General features: G+C 71.0%; 14 protein-coding genes and 1 pseudogene. 9 read left to right on the top strand and 6 right to left on the bottom strand.

The features are described from left to right. Positions 1-406: 406 nt before the first annotated feature. From ACFC0D_RS03975 to ACFC0D_RS03950, 6 genes and pseudogenes are all read left to right on the top strand, one after another. Positions 407-961, top strand: a complete 555-nt coding sequence (locus ACFC0D_RS03975) for an HPP family protein (protein ID WP_376430872.1) — start codon at positions 407-409, stop codon at positions 959-961. 355 nt (positions 962-1,316) lie between these two features. Beyond that, the gene (locus tag ACFC0D_RS03970) at positions 1,317-2,150 is read left to right on the top strand and encodes a hypothetical protein (protein WP_376430871.1); all 834 of its coding nucleotides are present in this window, start codon (positions 1,317-1,319) and stop codon (positions 2,148-2,150) included. Positions 2,151-2,437: 287 nt separating this feature from the next. Then, entirely contained in the window at positions 2,438-4,300 is a 1,863-nt protein-coding gene (locus ACFC0D_RS03965; protein ID WP_376430870.1) for an HSP90 family protein, read from the top strand. Beyond that, complete coding sequence (locus ACFC0D_RS03960; RefSeq protein WP_376430869.1) at positions 4,300-7,320, top strand: hypothetical protein; 3,021 nt, start codon at positions 4,300-4,302, stop codon at positions 7,318-7,320. Before ACFC0D_RS03965 ends, ACFC0D_RS03960 begins: the two co-directional genes overlap by 1 nt. 488 nt (positions 7,321-7,808) lie before the next feature. Continuing rightward, positions 7,809-9,524: an ABC transporter ATP-binding protein gene (locus ACFC0D_RS03955; protein ID WP_376430883.1), complete on the top strand. Its 1,716-nt coding sequence runs from the start codon at positions 7,809-7,811 to the stop codon at positions 9,522-9,524. 91 nt (positions 9,525-9,615) lie between these two features. After that, positions 9,616-10,377 (top strand): annotated as a pseudogene (locus tag ACFC0D_RS03950) (DUF817 domain-containing protein); the annotation flags it as partial. Positions 10,378-10,514: 137 nt separating this feature from the next. On the opposite strand, the gene ACFC0D_RS03945 reads toward ACFC0D_RS03950, so the two are convergent. The 3 genes from ACFC0D_RS03945 to ACFC0D_RS03935 form a co-directional block, all read right to left on the bottom strand. Continuing rightward, positions 10,515-11,000, bottom strand: a complete 486-nt coding sequence (locus tag ACFC0D_RS03945; protein WP_376430868.1) for a hypothetical protein — start codon at positions 10,998-11,000, stop codon at positions 10,515-10,517. A 120-nt stretch (positions 11,001-11,120) separates the two neighbouring features. After that, positions 11,121-11,711 carry a hypothetical protein gene (locus tag ACFC0D_RS03940; protein WP_376430867.1) on the bottom strand — a complete coding sequence of 197 codons (591 nt, stop codon included), beginning with the start codon at positions 11,709-11,711 and terminating at the stop codon, positions 11,121-11,123. Between the two features lie 71 nt (positions 11,712-11,782). Further along, positions 11,783-12,526, bottom strand: a complete 744-nt coding sequence (locus tag ACFC0D_RS03935) for a hypothetical protein (RefSeq protein ID WP_376430866.1) — start codon at positions 12,524-12,526, stop codon at positions 11,783-11,785. Between the two features lie 303 nt (positions 12,527-12,829). On the opposite strand from ACFC0D_RS03935, the gene ACFC0D_RS03930 reads away from it, so the two are divergent. Beyond that, positions 12,830-13,588: a MerR family transcriptional regulator gene (locus tag ACFC0D_RS03930; protein WP_376430865.1), complete on the top strand. Its 759-nt coding sequence runs from the start codon at positions 12,830-12,832 to the stop codon at positions 13,586-13,588. A gap of 207 nt (positions 13,589-13,795) precedes the next feature. Here the strand turns inward: ACFC0D_RS03930 and ACFC0D_RS03925 are convergent, their stop codons facing one another. Then, positions 13,796-14,623, bottom strand: coding sequence for an MOSC domain-containing protein (locus ACFC0D_RS03925; RefSeq protein WP_376430864.1), 828 nt, complete (start codon positions 14,621-14,623; stop codon positions 13,796-13,798). Positions 14,624-14,638: 15 nt separating this feature from the next. Further along, positions 14,639-14,764, bottom strand: coding sequence for a hypothetical protein (locus tag ACFC0D_RS03920; protein WP_376430863.1), 126 nt, complete (start codon positions 14,762-14,764; stop codon positions 14,639-14,641). 155 nt (positions 14,765-14,919) lie between these two features. On the opposite strand from ACFC0D_RS03920, the gene ACFC0D_RS03915 reads away from it, so the two are divergent. Then, on the top strand, positions 14,920-16,143 hold the full coding sequence (locus tag ACFC0D_RS03915; protein WP_376430862.1) for a PP2C family protein-serine/threonine phosphatase: 1,224 nt from the start codon (positions 14,920-14,922) through the stop codon (positions 16,141-16,143). A gap of 60 nt (positions 16,144-16,203) precedes the next feature. Here ACFC0D_RS03915 and ACFC0D_RS03910 read toward each other — a convergent pair whose 3' ends face one another. Further along, positions 16,204-16,713, bottom strand: coding sequence for a hypothetical protein (locus tag ACFC0D_RS03910; RefSeq protein ID WP_376430861.1), 510 nt, complete (start codon positions 16,711-16,713; stop codon positions 16,204-16,206). A gap of 199 nt (positions 16,714-16,912) precedes the next feature. Here ACFC0D_RS03910 and ACFC0D_RS03905 point away from each other — a divergent pair, with 199 nt between their 5' ends. Further along, the gene (locus ACFC0D_RS03905) at positions 16,913-17,215 is read left to right on the top strand and encodes a hypothetical protein (RefSeq protein WP_376430860.1); all 303 of its coding nucleotides are present in this window, start codon (positions 16,913-16,915) and stop codon (positions 17,213-17,215) included. Positions 17,216-17,219 lie beyond the last annotated feature (4 nt).

Genomic DNA, 17,219 nt, shown 5'->3' with positions numbered 1-17,219 from the left:
GTTTTCCGCGCGGTCACCCGTGGGGGGGCGCCGGCGGGGCCCCCCCGGGGGGGCCGGGGGCCGCGGGGCTTGGGCCCCCCCGCCCTCAAGGCGGGCGGCCCATCGCGACGTCGGGTGCCTGGACGCGAGCTCCTGTCACCTGTTCGAGGACCCGCGGAGTTTCTCCGGGATCCGCAGCTCCGGGATCCGCAGACTGCGCTCGGCCGCACCGCTCCGCCGACGCGACGGAGTCGCGGACCCCGCGTCATACCGCCGCAAACCCGCAGGTTAGAGTCGTGAGAGGTTGCGCCGCCGACACCAGGGCGATGCGCAGAGCCGGGCCGGCTGTCGATCACAGAGCCCCCATGCCGTCCCCTCCGCTCCTGCTCCATCCGGCCCTCGGCCGCCTGCCACGGAAACAGCACACATGAGTACCGACGCCCCTTCGCGTCCCGAACACGCCCACGCCACCCTCGACCGTCCTCGCCCGCCGCGGTTCGGCGGCCGTGCTCCGGCCAGACCCTCGCCGGTGGCCGCGTTCCACAGCGTGAGTGCCGCGACGGCGGTCCTGCTGGCGCTGGTCGCGATCGGCGCGGTGATCCATGAACCGGTGCTGATACCCCCGCTGGCCGCCAGCGCCGCTCTGGTGCACGCCGCCCCCACGCTGCCCCTGGCCCAACCCCGCAGTGTCATCGTCGGCCACCTTCTCGGCGCCGCCGTGGGCTACGCCGCCCTCGCAGTCGCGGGCAGCAACGCGTGGACCGCGGCCGTCGCCGCAGGACTCACCCTGGCGCTGACCACCTTCGCCCGTACGCCGCACTCCGCCGCCTGCGCCACCGCCGTCGTGATCGTGCTCCAGACACCCGCACCCGCCCGGTTCGTTCCCCTCCTCTTCGGCTCCACGGTCCTCCTCGTGCTGACGGGATACGCCGGCTCCCGCATCCGCCGCACCTCGCCGAGGTACCCCGCCTACTGGTGGTGACCTGCCGGCACCCTTGGCGGGATGCCGCCCTGAGCCCCGGCCCGCGAGTCCCGTCCAGCCGCCCCAGGCGAACGCGGCGACGTACGCCCGAGCAGCCGCCGGACTCCGGACGGGAAAGAGTGTGCGATTGTCGGTCGCGCGTGATAGTCACTACCTCCACGAGGGGGTTGATCATCGGCCTCCCCGTTCGGACACAGCAAGGGGTGGGGACATGGCGTTGCTCCGTGAATGGGGGCTCACGCTGGGGAAATGGGCAGGTCGGCCCGTTGCACGCGTACAGGAGGACTCCGGCGATCCCGACGTACGGCGCGTGCGGGAGGCTGCCGCGGCAGCGGACTGGGACACCGTGCGGAACGTGCTCGAAGCACGTCCCGAGAGCGAGGACCGGACCGAGCTGCTCTGGGCCGTCGGCGACTCCGCGGGAGTGGAGCGCTGGATCGCGGGCGTGCTCGAAGCGGAACCCGACGCGGCGCTGCCCCGGCTCGTGGCGGGCATCCGCCACATCAGCTGGGGGTGGGAGGCCCGGACCGAGGCCCGGGCACAGCACGTGTCGCGCGAGCAGTTCGAGATCTTCCACGACCGGCTGCGTACGGCCGAGACGTACCTGTACGAGGCTGCCGAGCGCGAACCGCATTGGACTTCGCCCTGGTACGGCCTCCAGACCACCGGCCGTGGCCTCCAGGTCGGCCAGGACGTCGCGCGCCGCCGCTTCGAGGCGACGGTCCGACGTGACCCCCACCATCTCGGAGCGCACCAGCAACAGTTGCAGCAGGTCTGCGAGAAGTGGGGCGGCTCGCACGAGGAGATGCACGCCTTCGCGGGGAAGGCCGCGTTCGGCGCTCCTGGCGGCACACACCTGGGCCAGCTCGTCGCGGTCGCGCACATCGAGGAGTGGCTCTCCCTCGACAAGGGACCGGACGACGCGTACATGCGCCGACCCGAGGTGACCGCGTCCCTGCGGAAGGCCGCCGATCACTCCTTCCGGCACCCGGACTTCGTCCGCCGCGGAGCCTGGCTCCAGGTCCTCAACAGCTTCGCCATGGCCTTCTCACTGGCCGGAGACCGTGTCTCGGCGCGGGAGTGCTTCCAGGCCCTCGAGGGCCGCGTCACCGAGTTCCCCTGGGACTACCTCGACGGAACCGACCCCGCCGCGGCCTACCGGAAGCAGTGTTCGTCGGCCGGGCGCTGAGCCGGAGGCGCCACGCACCCCGTGACCACCAGGCGCGGCACGGGTAGCCCCACGCCGCCGGCGCATCGGGGCATCCGGTCGTCCTGCCGTTCCGCCCGGTTCCCGTGCCGACGGCCGTCCTGACGTTCCGTGACGCGGACGGCCCCCGTCTCGACGGCCAGGCGCTCCGGCCCGGCGCTTCGAGCCGATGCGTCGAACGGGCACTCCGGCCCCGCCCCGCCTTCCATCCGCATCCCGCCCACGCCGCCGAACGGCGGCAGGCGTGCCCTACCGAAAGACTTCGCAAGGTGCCCCAATCCGAGACCGCTCACACCTTCCAGGTCGACCTGCGTGGACTCGTCGACCTGCTCTCCCACCACCTCTACTCGAGTCCCCGGGTCTACCTGCGCGAGCTGCTCCAGAACGCCGTGGACGCCATCACCGCCCGGCAGGCGCTCACACCCGACGCCCCCGGCACCATCACCGTGCGCACAGGTGACACCCTCACCGTCACGGACACCGGCGTCGGTCTGACCGAGGCCGACGTCCACCGGTTCCTCGCCACCATCGGGCGCAGCTCCAAGCGGACCGCCGAAGGCGCCCTCGACGGCGCCGGACTCGACGCCGCGCGCGGCGAGTTCATCGGCCAGTTCGGCATCGGCCTGCTCGCCTGCTTCGTCGTGGCGGACGAGATCACCGTGCTCAGCCGTTCCGCCGCCGACCCGGCCGCCCCCGCCGTCGAATGGCGTGGCCACTCCGACGGCGGCTACACCATCCGTACCCTGCCCGCCTCGGCCGTGCCCGAGCCGGGCACCACCGTCCGGCTCACGCCGCGCGCCGACAACGCGGAGTGGACGAGCCCGGAGCAGGTCGTCGCCCTGGCCCGGCACTACGGCGGTCTCCTGCGGCACGAGGTCACCGTCGTCGGACCGCGGGGCGAGACCCACCGGGTCAACGAGCAGCCCCCGTGGGAGCGGAGCCATCGCTCCCCGCTGGCCCGCCGCGAGGCCATGACCGCGTACTGCCGCGACCTCTTCGACTTCACACCGCTCGACACCATCGAGCTCGACCTTCCCGCGGCCGGCCTGCGCGGCGTCGCGTACGTCCTTCCCACGGCCGTGAGCCCGGCCCAGCGCGCGGGCCACCGCGTGCACCTCAAGGGCATGCTCCTCACGGACCAGGCGCCCGAACTGCTGCCGGAGTGGGCGTTCTTCGTACGGTGCGTGGTCGACACCACCAGCCTGCGGCCCACCGCCTCCCGCGAGGCGCTGTACGAGGACGGCACCCTGTCCGCCGTACGGGACGCCCTCGGCGACCGGATCCGCGACTGGCTCACCGGCCTCGCCGCCAGCGACCCGTCCCTGCTCCACCGCTTCATCGACACGCACCACCTCGCGGTCAAGGCGCTCGCCCGCTACGACGACGAGCTGCTGCGCATCGTGCTGCCCTGGCTTCCGTTCGAGACCACCGACGGCAACGTCACCCTCGAGGAGTTCGCGCGGACGCACCCGACCCTCCTGGTCACCCGCAGCGTCGAGGAGTTCCGCCAGGTCGCCCCGATCGCCTCGGCCGCCGGCCTCGGCGTCGTCAACGGCGGCTACACCTACGACCGTGACCTCGTGCACAGGCTGCCCGAGATCCGCCCCGGAACGGCCGTCACCGACCTCGACCCCGCCACCGTCACCGCCCACCTCGACGCCGTGGACCCGACCGCCGAACTGCGCGCGGCGGCCTTCCTCGCCGTCGCCCGGGAGACGATCGGCGTCCACGACTGCGACGTCGTCCTGCGTGACTTCCAGCCCGTCACCGCACCCGCGCTCCTCCTCGACAACCGAGAGGCACGCCACGAGAGGACCCGGTCGAGCCTCGCCGCCGACAGCGACGGACTGTGGGCCGACATCCTCGGCTCCCTGCGCCACGAGACCCCACGCGCACAGCTCGTCCTGAACCACCTCAACCCGCTCGTCCGCCAGGCCATCACGATCACCGAGCGCGGGCTGGCCGTCACGACCGCCGAGGCCCTCTACGGCCAGGCCCTGCTGCTCAGCCGCCGCCCGCTCCGCGCGAGCGAGAGCGCCCTGCTCAACCGGGCCTTCATCGGCCTGCTCACCCACGCCATGCACCACCCCGGCACGGCGGCACTCGGCTCCGAGCCCCGGAAGGACATCTGATGCTGGACACCCCCGAGGCCGTGGTCGAGGCGCTGCGCGAGAACAACGACCGCCCCCACGGCATTCAGCGCACCATCACCGCCGAAGAACTCGTCGAGGCCGCCGAGGCCTTCGAGAAGCCCGACGTCCTCGTCACCGCCCTGCTGGAGCTGATGTCGGCGTACGAGTTCACCGGCGAACACCGCAAGTCGCCCGTCGCCTTCGCCCGGGTGCTCAAACTGTGGGACACCGCTCCCGAATCCTTCAGCCAATGGGAGGCCCACCAGGTCTTCTGGCGCTTCAAGTGGGTGACGACATCCCTGCTCCAGGTGCCGGAGATGCCGCTGGCCACCGTCCACGGCTGGATCGACCAGATGCGCAGCCGCTACGAGACGGCCGAGCACGGTATGCAGCCGGTGGCGGCGATGCGCTACCACGTGGCGTCCCACACGGGCACCGGCGTCGCCGACGCCTACGACCTCTGGGCCACCCGGCCCCGTACCGAACTCAGCGACTGCGAGGCGTGCGAGACCCGGCATCTCGCCTGGCACCAGGTGATGTCCGGCGACCACGCCGGAGCGCTCGACACGTGGCGGCCGGTCCTCGCAGGGGAGCAGGGGTGCAGCGAGGAGCCCCAGATGAGCCAGGCGCGCGCCCTGCCGGCGCTGCTGCGCGTCGGCCGTACGGACGAGGCCCGTTCCCACCACCTCACCGGATACCGGCGGGTCCGGGGCAACACCGGTATGCAGGACGAGGTCGGTCACCACCTCGAGTTCTGCGCCCTCTCGCGCAACGAGGGCCGCGGGCTGGAGATCCTCGCCGAGAACCGCCCGCTGTTCGAGGCGACCGGCGCTCCGCTGGCCCGCCTGGGCTTCCTCACGGGTGTGGAGGTGCTGCTCGCCCGTCTCGTCGAGGACGGGCACGCCGACACCGCCGTCGCCGGCCCGCCCGGACGGAACTGGACCGCCGGCGAGCTCCTCGCCCATGTCCAGTCCGAGGCGGACGCGCTCGCCGCCGCGTTCGACGCGCGCAACGGCACCACGGCCGTCGGCGACCACCGGCGGCTCCGGCTCGAACAGCGCCCGCTGCTCGACGAGCCGCTGCCCCTCGGACTGCGGACGTCCGTCGCCCGCTCCTCCGGAGCGAAGGGCACACCGGCGACGGTCTCCGCACCCACCGCCGTCGTCGACGTTCCCGAGGACTTCGTCTCCCTGGTGCGCGAGGCGCGGCGCCTGGAGACCGTGGGGAACCCCGCCGGCGCCAGGCTCTGGACCCGCATCGCCGAACGCCTCGCGGACGGCACCGCGACCCACGACGACCGGCTCGGCCCCGAGCGCCTCCTGCGGGCGGAGCTCGCCGAGCAGAACGCGTTCCGGCTCTCGCACGAGGACCGCGCCGCCGAGAGCATCACCGAGCTGAAGGGGGCCGCCGAGCTGTTCGAGGGGATCGGCATGCCGTGGCACGCCCTGTCCGCCCGGTCGCGCGCCTTCGCCTGGCAGTTCGTCGCCGACCAGGAAGCGGACGGCACGCCGACGGCGCAGGAGGACGGGGGAGCGGACCAGGCCCACGAGCCGCTGGACGCGAACCGGGCCACGGCCGCCATGGACGAGGCCCTGAGCGAGGCGGAGCGTCTCAAGACCGATGCCCCGTTGACGGGCGAGGCCCTCGGGGAGGGCGAGGCCGCGTTCGAGGGCGACGCGGGACTGGAGCGCGTGCTGTCGTATCTCACGGTGCTGTACTCCTGCACCTTCGTCGCCTACCAGGAGGTGGTGCGAGGGCCGGAGGCCTCCGACCCCGCCCGGGAACGGTTCGAGGAGCTCGCCCGCACGCTGCACTCCGAGGCGGAGCGCCTGTCCGTCCCGCACCATGTGGCCAACGCACGCCAGTTCGTCGCCGACATCGCCGTCCGCCGCGGTGACATCGCAGGCGCCGAGACGGAGCTCCGCGCCTCGCTCAAGGAGGTGGAGGCCTCCGGGAGGCCCTGGCGCGGCTCGCGTCCGCGCGCCCTGCTCGCCCAGATCCTGATGTCCAAGGAGGAGCCGGCGGAGGCGGTGAAGCTGCTGCACCAGGCGATCTCCGACGCGGTCCGGCACGACGACACGGAGTTCCCGCTGGCGCCGACGTACGCACTGCTCGGCCACGCCAGCACCCACCTCGGTGACTTCGGCGCGGCCGTCCGCCACCTCTCGGAGGCCGCGGCGCGGTTCGACCAGGACGGGGACCACAACGAGGCCACCGACACCCGGATCCAGCTCGCCGACGTCCTCGCGCGCAGCGGCCGGCAGGCCGACGCCGTGGCCGTACTGGAATCGGTCCTCTCCGACGAGGCGGCCTCCTCGCTCGACGAGCGAGTGCTCGCCCAGGCTCGGCTGTCTCTGGCGCGCGGACTGCGGGAGCTGGAGGAGTACCTGGCCGCGGCCGAGGAGTTCCTGCGTCTCGCGGACATCGTGGCCGCGTGGAAGGAGGAGCGCGCGGTCCACACCCTGGTGGCGGCGGACGCGGCCACCGCGCTGGCCATGGCCGACCGCTGGGACGCGGCGGGCACGGCGTACGAGCGCGCCGTCGCGTCGCACGCCGAGGCACCGAACCCGTCCTTGATCGTGCACATGATGTGCGAGTTCGCGCGTCTCACCATGCTGTCCCAGGGGGACGACGGCCTGGACACGGCCCTGGACCACCTGACGCAGGCCGACGCGATCCGTGGCGCTGTGCCGGAGGGCACGGAGAACTTCGTCCCCTGGTACGAGAGCGGCACCGTGCACTACCGCCGTGCTCTCGTCCTGGCGGAGGCCGAACGCCATCCGGAGGCCCTGGTCGAGGCGGAGGCCGCCATCGCCGCCAACGAAGAGGGCGGAGAAGCCGGCGAGGTGCCGCGCGCCGAAGCGGTCCGGATCGCCGCCCTGATCGAGGGGAAGGGCCTCGGCCGGTTCAAGGAGGCCATCGCCCGCCTGACGACCGCAGCGGCGCGCTGCCGGAAGGCGGACCTCCCCGAGGCGGCCCAGATCCTCGACGCCCTGCGACAGGACTACCTGACGCGCTAGGGGCGCTGACGGCCCTCGGCCCCTGCGGCAGAAACCGCAGGGGCCGACACCGTTCTCCGCACCCGGCCGGGGTCCGTCGACGATCGGGCGGTGGCCTCCCTGCGGCGCCGGAGACCGTCGGAGCGCCTCTCCCCCGATCTCCCCGAGTGCGAAGGCGACCATCAACGGCGAAGACGGGCTGTCACGGACCGAAACCCCGATGACACAACGGCACAGCGGCTTGATACTGAGCCGGACCGGCCTCCGCCCTCAACCGCCGTGCCCGCGCACGCGTCTGCTTTCCAGGAGGCCTCACCCCTCGTCCCCGCCCCGGGCTCGGACGTACATGGAAGCCGCCTCCCCGCCCATGCGGACCCGGCCCACCCGAAACAGCACGACGAGGAGCATGCGTGGCCACCACCACAGAGTCCGCCCCACCCACCGCACCCGCCCCGCAGGACCGCTCCGCGAACGGTGAGCCCGCCGAACCCGTCACGCCCGCCTGGCGCATGCTCCTCGAATACGTACGGCCGCACCGCTGGACGCTGCTCCTCGGCGCCGTGCTGTCGCTGGTCACCGGAGCCACCGGGCTCGCGCTACCGCTGGTGGCCAAGTACCTCATCGACGCGCTCTCCGACGACCGTTCGATCACCGGCGCCCTGCTGCTGATGTCGGCCCTGGTCGTCGCCAACGCGGGGATCGGCGCGCTCGGTGGCTACGTTCTGCGGCGCACCGCCGAGTCCGTCGTCCTCGGAGCGCGACGCACCCTGACGTCGTATCTGCTGAGGCTTCGCATCGCCGCCGTCGACCGCAGCGAACCCGGCGACCTGATGGCCCGTGTGACCTCAGACACGACCCTGCTGCGCGAGGTCACCACCGACTCCCTGGTGGGCCTCGGCACCGGCGGGCTGACGCTCGTCGCGACGCTGGCGATGATGGGCCTGGTCGACCCGGTCCTGCTGGCCGTCACGCTCGGCGTGGTGCTGGGCGCGGGAACCGTGATCGGCGTGATCGTGCCACGGATCAACAAGGCCAGCCGCCAGGCGCAGGACGCCGTCGGGGCCATGGGCGCGTCGCTGGAACGCATCCTCGGCGCACTGCGCACGGTCAAGGCGTCCGGCGCCGAGCACCGTGAGGAGCAGGCCGTGCACGCGGCGGCCGAGGAGTCCTGGCGTCAGAGCGTACGGGCCGCCAAGTGGTCGGCGCTGGCCGGTAACACGGCCGGCCTGTCCATGCAGATCGCGTTCATCACCGTGCTCGCGGTCGGCGGCGCCCGGGTCGCCACCGACGCGATCGATGTCGGCACCCTCGTCGCGTTCCTGCTGTACGTCTTCTACCTGATGTCACCGATCCAGCAGGTCGTCGGCGCCGTCACCCAGTACCAGGCGGGGTCCGCCGCCCTCGCCCGGATCCGCGAGGCACTGCGGCTGCCGGCCGAGCCGCCGGCCGCGCCCGCGCCGCTGCCCGAGCCCGGGGCCGAACCGGCCGCGCTCGCCTTCGAGGACGTCCGGTTCCGGTACGCGGACGATCTCCCGTACATCCACCACGGCGTGACCTTCTCCGTACCGCCGCGTGGCATGACAGCCTTCGTCGGCCCGTCCGGAGCGGGCAAGACCACCGTCTTCTCCCTCATCGAGCGGTTCTACGACCCGGGCGCCGGAAGGATCACCTTCGACGGCCGAGACCTGGACGAGTGGGAGATTCCCCGACTCCGTTCCGCTATCGGATACGTCGAGCAGGACGCGCCCGTGCTCTCCGGCACCCTCCGCGACAACCTGCTGCTCGGCAACCCCGACGCCGGCGAGGACGACCTGCTGCGGGTTCTGGGGACCACCCGGCTCGACGGCCTGGTCGAGCGGCTCCCCAAGGGCCTGGACACGCTCGTGGGCCACCGCGGAACCAAGCTCTCCGGCGGCGAGCGTCAGCGCGTCGCGATCGCCCGGGCGCTGCTGCGCCGCCCGCGTCTGCTCCTCCTCGACGAGGCCACGAGCCAACTCGACGCCGTCAACGAGGCCGCACTGCGCGACACCGTGGCCGACGTCGCCCGCACCACGACCGTGATGGTGGTCGCCCACCGGCTGTCCACGGTCACCATGGCCGACCGCATCGTCGTCATGGACGCGGGCCGGGTCCGCGCCGTGGGCACCCACCGTGAACTCGTCACCGCCGATCCGTTGTACGCCGAACTCGCGGCCACCCAGTTCCTGGCCACGGCCGAGGGCTGACGGGGCCGCCGCACCGCCGGCGAAAGGCCTGGGCAGGCGGGTTCCCCGACATCGGGGAACCATTGGCACCAGGACGAATGTCTGCTCGGGCATGATGTTTCAGCAGATCACCCACGGTTGCGCGCAGTTCTGGCGCTTCGGGCTCGACCAGGTGCGGGCCGTCGCCTTTGCCGTGGTTCTCGTCGGCGGCATCGGCGCCTCGCGGCTGCTGCCCGCCGATCTGCCGGTCGCACGCTACGACCTGCTCCTGATCTTCGGCGTGGCACTGACCGTCCTGGCGCGCAAGGTCGGCTGGGACGGGCCCCGGGACACGGCCGTGATCCTGGGCTGCCACCTCGTGGGACTCCTCTTCGAGCTCGTGAAGGTGCGGATGGGCTCGTGGAGCTATCCGGAGGAGGCCGTCCTGAAGATCGCGGGGGTCCCGCTCTACGGCGGGTTCCTCTACAGCGCCGTCGGCAGTTACTGCTGCCGCGCCTGGAAGATCATGGATCTGTCGCTGTCGGGGTACCGGCCGCGGACCATGGCGGTGCTCGCGGCAGCCGTGTACGTGAACTTCTTCACGCACCACTGGCTCCCGGACGTCAGGCTCCTGCTCGCGGTGCTGCTGCTCGCGGCGATGGCGGGCACCTGGGTCCACTTCACGGTGGGCGCCTCCCGCTACCGCCTTCCGCTGGCCCTGGCCTTCGCACTGATCGGCTTCTTCCTCTGGGTCGCGGAGAACGCGGCCACGTACGTCGGCGCCTGGAGCTACCCCCACCAGCTCGACGGCTGGCAGCCGGTCCCGCTGGCCAAGTTCGGGGCGTGGGCGCTGCTGATCAGCGTCACGTTCGTACTGGTCGCTCGTACTCGAGACAGTGCGGGTACGAGCGACCAGGCGACGCCGCATCGCGCGATGCGGTTCGGCAAGATCCGGCTGCCGGGGAGGAAGATGCCTGCCGTGGCACGATTCCGCCGGGCCCGGATTGGCCTCGTCCGGAGTGAGGACGAGGTTCAATCTGCGCGCGGTGCGCGGAAGTCCACGGAGGTGACGAGGGCGTAGTCGAAGTAGATGGGGTCCCCTTCCTCGTCCATCGGATGGTCGAAGCTGCTCTCGTTCGAAAGGATCACCTTGAGGTCGGGAAGGGTGTCCACGCCGTCATCGTTCAGCTCGACCGTGTGGCCACGATCCTCAAGGCGCTCCAGCAGCTCATCGCTCGGTGTGCGGAAGACATCGAGGCCGTCCAGTACGACCGTCACATCCGCGCCCTCGATGCGGAACCGGTGCACGTGGATATCGGTCAGCACTCCCTTGGTGAAGCCGAGAGTGAACTCCGCCCGGGACTCGCCGTGCTCGCAGAGCACCTGTCCGGGCGCCTCGCCGCACTCCGGAACGGATCCGGTGAACCCCACTTCACGGGCGGCCTCGACCGCCTCGTCGGCCGACATGCCGAGCCTGACCGTCGCCACGCCGACCCCCGGCTGCAGATGCAGAATCATTGCCACCCCTTCCAACCTTCCGATATGTCGCCCCTCTCAGCTCAGCCACATCCCGTGTGGCTCGGTCCCCAAGAGACAACAGCCCAGCAAGCCAGGTCGAGCCATGGTGCCCATCAGTGGTCAGGAGTAGACGACTGGGCAGCCGCGCCGGATCGAATGCTGGGCAGCGCGCAGGTACAGGGCGACGTAGAAGGCCGCATCCAGATCGTCGCTCCATGCTCCCGGCCGGACAGCGGCCAGTTCCTTCGCTTCTCCGTCCATGAACCACATGGTCAGATCGAGGTTGTCGCACATCTCCGGTGTCTCCGCCGGCAGGCCGATGACCGCCGCCAGCCGCTCGGCGATCGCCAGCACCTGAGGAGCGCCGGCGACCATGGTCGAGGACTCCGTGTAGCGGGAGTCGACGGGCAGCCACATGTCCTCGTCGAGCGACAGCGGCACCAGCACCGTCCAGCCGCAGAGAGTCTCCACTTCCTCGCGTGACAGCTGTGCCTGGCACAACGCGACGAATCCGTCCATGGAGGGGATCAGCTTCTCCTCGAAGGCCCGCCCCGAGCCACGAACGAAGTCGCCCTCCTCCGGTACGGACACGTACGGCGGCAGCCCCCGCCGACCCAGTTCCTGGTTCAGCGCCGAGGCGACCTCCCCCCATCCACCCTCATCCTCACCGAACCAATCCTCAGCTCCGACACTGACCAGGTATATGCCCATGGCCCCAACGTACGGCCCACCGCTGACACTCCATGGGTCTCGACCTGACGCACTGATCCGAAAGAGCCGGCCTAGTCACTCACCGTCCACGTGTGGTCCGGGTTGAAGATTGCCTGCATCGCCAAGGTGCCGTCGAAGGAAACGGCGGCTCGCTCGGTGATCCTTTCGGGGTCGAGCACATCTCCGCCTGCGATCGATGTGCCGGCCGCGATCACGTACCGGCCCCCCGGCGGGGTGAACCGCGTGGTCCTGCCGGGATTCGCCTGCACCGCGAAGACTGGCTGTCCGCTCTGTCCGATGCCGACCGAGGCGGAGTCAGTGGGTACGGAGGCCAACTGCCTGATGTAGAGGAAGCCCTGTTGAGGATTGGGGGTGGCGGAGCCATGCAAGAACCTCGGCCATCCGGACTGGTTGCCGGTACCGAACCGGATCTGGTTCTGAGTCAGGCTGAACGGGTTGGCGGCCACCCGTTCACTCGCCGTGAAACTGCTGCCGACGACGAGCGGCCCGGTCGGCGCCCAGACGAAGCTGTAGCCCAGGTCCCACGAGAAGTGGTCGGTTTTGTGCGCAGCCACGTACTTGGTCAGCCAGGCAAGCGGCCTCAACCCGGCGGGGCCGTCGCCTGCATACTCCTGGAACAGAAAGAAGTCCCAACTCTCATTCGAGTTGTTCACGACTGTGAGGCTGTACTGCGTCGCCGCTGCGGCCTGCCGTTCGCCGATCAGGGTAGGGCCGGCCAGGGCCCCGGCGCACGCGGCGCTACCGGCAAGGAACCGCCGCCGCGACAGCTCCGAACCGTGGTGGTGAGATGGCACGCCCGTCTCCTTGACGATTGCCGGCACCGTTACCGGTGCGCAGTGCGCTGAAGGTGACCATCAGACTGGCTGCCGGAATCGCGCGGGGAGTGCTGATCGGTGTGGCCGTAGTCCAGACGGTCCGGACTCTTCACTCGCCAGGGGATCGATCCACAGCGAGAGTCGCAGCTGCCCGGGCTTGCCGGGCCCAGGCCGAAGACGGATGAGCCGGAGTTCCGGCTTGAAGTTGTCGCTACGGCAGCTTCTACCGTCCATATCAGGGCCGGAGAGACCGGCCCATGAGGCATTCGTGAGGGAGCGGCAATGGACTGGCCGATCGCGGAGGTCGCTCGGATGTCGGGTGTGACCGCCCGGACCCTGAGGCACTACGACGAGATCGGCCTGCTGCCACCGGCCCGGATCGGTGGCAACGGCCACCGCTACTACGAGGAGCACCAGCTCCTGCTGCTGCAGCAGATCCTCGTACTGCGAGCGCTGGGCGTCGGGCTTCCCGAGATCGGCAGGGTCCTGGCCGACCAGGTCGACGAGGTGGAAGCCCTGCGTGGTCACCTCCGGAGTCTGCTCGCGGAGCGGGACAGGCTCGACGCCCTGGCCGGCACGGTCTCCCGCACGATCGCCGAACTGGAGCAGTCCAGGAAGGACGGCACATCCATGACCATCAACCGACCGGAGAACCTGTTCGAGGGCGTTCAGCCTTCCCAGTACGAGGAGAATCTGCGCGACTTCCCCGAGCTGGCCCAGGAAGTGGGCCGACGGGCCGCCACGATGGGCCCGGCCGAGGCCGAGGCCGGCCACCGCGCGCGCACGGCGCAGATGATCCGGCTGGCAGAGCTGATGGCCGCCGGCACTCCGGCCGACGGCGAACCCGTGCAGGCCGAGATCGACGCCCAGTACCGGGTGCTGACGGAGCTGCGCACCGTGTCCGCCGAGGAGTACCGCGCGATCGGGCGCTCCTGCGTGGACAACGAGGTCTGGCGCGCCGCGTACGAGGCGATCGCCGTCGGTCTGGCCGCCTACCAGAGGGACGCCATCGAGGCCTACGCCGCAACCAGGCTCGACTGAACCGCTACGGGGCCGCAGTCGGCACGTGCCGACGGCGGCCCCGTACGGATCGCCCGGGCGCCGGCGCCGGTACCCCGCGTACGGTCTGCGACGTCCAACGCGCCGAAGCGCTGCGGCGGTGGGCGGCGACAGTGTCACCGCCCACTCCCGGGTCTGCACCGCGAGCCCCCACCTGCCGGCCGACGGCGGCTCCTTCCGCACAACCCCCTACAGCTCGGATTCGCCCCACTCCGTGACGGTCACGTCGTGGCCGACGGACACCTTCCCGGGGAGGAGGACGGCGAATTTCGCGCCGAACGCGATGCCGCCCTCGGTGGCTCGCCGATAGGTCGCCAAGGTGCGAAGAGGTTCCGGGCCGGCTCGTGTGCCCGTTTCCTGGTCGACCAAGGTGACGGCGCAGCGGATCGCCAGCTTGGCGTAGCCCAGTTCGGCCTCACCGATGGAGAAGCGGTGGGCGCGGTCCTCGGTGTGGGGGTCGTTCCAGCCGTCGACGACCACGTTCGCGCGGAAGCGGTTCGCGGCGACGGGCGGGGCGCCGCGGGCGGTCAGTCTCCGGTCGAGCAGGTCCAGGGTGGCTCGCGAGACGACATGCAGCGGGCAGCTGTCGGCGTAGCCGGACGTGCCCGGAGTCCTGCCGTCCGTGACGCGGTGGTGTTCCGGCGGTACGCGCACCAGGCGGCTCGGGGTGCGGAGCACGTGCGAGAGCCATGAGGCCGCCGGATCGCCCTGGTCGATGCCCCGGTACGGGGCTCCGAACAGGTCCACCGCCCGTCGTGCACCCGAAGTGTCGACGTCGATGGTGAGCGGTTCGACGCCGGGGGAGTGCAGGGTGAGCCGTCCGCCCTCCGGGTCCACGCTGGGCTGGATCAGGGCCAGGCGGGGATCACGGCGCTGGGTACGGAACACGCCCTGCTCGCTGACGACCATGAAGCTGCGGTCGTGGGCGAGGCCGGCGGGCGTCAGCAGAGCCTCGGTGACCGACGTACCGGCGCAGCCCTTGATGGGGTAGTACGTCAACTCGACGACGTGGGCCATGGGGCGACTCCCGCGTCAGTCGGTGACATGGGCGGGCGGGAAGCCGCGCACACCCTGAACGGCCGCGAGCGGCGGACCATCCTCCTCCGCGAGGAAGTCGTCGACGTGGTCGTCGGCCGCTGCCCAAGGGGGTAAGTGCACCGTGGGTTTCCTTTCGATACTCACCGGGTTCCGAGGAGGAACCTACTATGCCCCTTAGGTGGTCGGCCAACGGCTTTCCGGCGAAGGGCGAGGGCTCACCTTGGCTCTTATCGTGGGAATCACCGGACCGTACCGAACGCAGAGGCAGGCCGACCATGGCGGAGGCGGGAATCGACCACGCGGCGGTGTTCCAGGCACTGCCCGCCATGGTCGCGCTGCTGACTCCCGGGCTGGTGTACGTGGACGTGAACGAGGAGTTCGTTCGGATGTCGGGCCGGACGCGCGAGCAGCTGATCGGCCGGTACCTGTTCGACGTCTTCCCCGACAACCCCGGTGACCCCGCCGCCACCGGCGCGCGGAACCTGCAGGCGTCACTCCAACGGGTGCTGGACACCGGCGAACGGGACACGATGGCGCTGCAGCGTTACGACGTGGAGTCCCTCGAACGGCCGGGCGAGTGGGAAGAGCGGTACTGGAGCCCCGTCAACGTACCGGTGCTCGGACCGGACGGTCAGGTGGTGCTGCTGCTGCACCGTGTCGAGGAGGTCACCGAGCTCATCAAGGCCCGCGGCGCACGGGGCAGCCGTACCCGGGTGCTGGAGGCCGAGCTGTACACCCGGGCCAGGGAGCTGCAGGAGCTCAACGAACGGCTCCGTGAAGCCCACGCCCGGGAGCGCGAGGTCGCCCTCGCCCTGCAGGACGCGATGCTGCCCGCCCCCGGACCGTTCGGCCACCACCGGGCCGCCGTGCGCTACCGGCCCGCCATCGGAACGCTCAACGTCTGCGGCGACTGGTACGACCTCGTCGACCTGCCCGGCGACCGCATCGGCGTCGCCGTCGGTGACGTCGTCGGCCACGGCCTCCGGGCCGCAGGCGTCATGGGCCTGCTCCGCAGCGCCCTCAGCGCCGCCTCCCACGTCGCCGACGGCCCCGCCCAGGCGCTGGAAGTCCTCGGCCTTTACGCGCGCTCCGTCGAAGGCGCCGAGAACGCCACAGCCGTCAAGACCTTCATCGACTGGGACACCCACACCATTACGTACAGCAGCGCCGGTCACCCACCACCCGCCCTGCTCCGCACCGACGGCACCGTCGAATTCCTCGACCAGGCCACGGACCCCCCGCTCGGCGCCCGCCCCGACCACGTTCCCCGCCCGCAGGCCGCAAGCACCTTCACCGAAGGCGACACCCTCGTCCTCTATACCGACGGCCTGATCGAACGCCGCCACGAGGACATCGACGCCGGCCTCACCCGCCTCGCCGACTCCCTCACCCACCACCGCGGAGCCGAACCCGAGCCGCTCGCCGACGCGCTTCTTCTCGACCTGCTCCCGGCCGTGGGCGCCACCGACGACACCGCTCTCGTCATCGTGCGGCTCTGACAGCGCCATGCGTCCCGGAGCGTTACGGGGGAATGCGCAGCCCTTGAGGCGACGCGTTTCTCAACCACCCCACGGGTAGGCGGGATCTTCGGTGATCTTGACTTGCTGCGGTGCGTTGCGAGGGAAGGCCCAGATACGGCCTGCCGTACTGACAGCGGTCACCGTGGTCTCGTCCAAGGTGACCTTGGAAAACGGATTGGACCAGAGGGACGTCGCGACCCACTCCAAGGTGCCCTGGTCGTCGTCCCGTGTCAGGGCGACCCAGCCGATACTCCCGTGAGCAGCCGACTCTCCTGCCAAGGCACGGCTTCCGGCATGAGTGTGGGAGGAGAGCACGCAGTCGACCTCCACCCAGTTGTCGACGCTCCACTCAGTCGCTCGCAGCTGCTCGACCCACTGCCATCGCTCACTCCGTGCGTTGTCGTGCTGACCGGGTGGGGAGAGTCGTACGAGGCTCATCACCGACAGAGAGCCGTCGGCGAACGTGATGAAGTCTCCGTCAGGCGCCTCCCATGCACGCCATCGCCGGTGCACCTGGTGGGCCGTGCCTGCCGCGGGAGAAGCATCCATGCCCGCATGGTGGCACGGAGCGGAGATTGCGGACATCGATATACGTACGCAACTCCGGGTCGGGCAGCCGCGCCGACCCGGCGGCGATGGGGCAGGACCACTTCGTCGCCCCGACCGGTTCGTGCGGGGGCACAGCCGCGTCCTCAGCCCGGCCCTGTCGTTAGTCTGTCCACAAGAACGAGCGCACCCAGGGGGCCTTGTGACCGACCACCTCGACTACGACGCGTTGCAGCGGATCTTCGCGCGCGGAGGCTCCGACGCCGTGAAGCGCGCTCTGGAGGACTTCGCCCGTACCGCCGACGACGCGCAGCTGAACGCCGCTGTCGATCGGGCCTGTGCCGTGATCGCCGCAGACACCGCGCGGATCACCGCGGTGGCCGACCAGCGGGAAGCCGGGATCGCGGAGCTCGAGGCGCAGGCCCGGGCGCTTCAGCAGGAGATCGACGAGTTGGCGGCCGAGACGGCCGGACGGCTTGTCGACAACGCCCCTGTCGGCGACTGAGCGC

This window comes from Streptomyces sp. NPDC056222 (assembly GCF_042264065.1).
GTDB lineage: Bacteria > Actinomycetota > Actinomycetes > Streptomycetales > Streptomycetaceae > Streptomyces.
The sequence above is the reverse complement of the archived record's forward strand: the minus strand, read 5'-3'. Positions and strand labels throughout refer to the sequence as shown.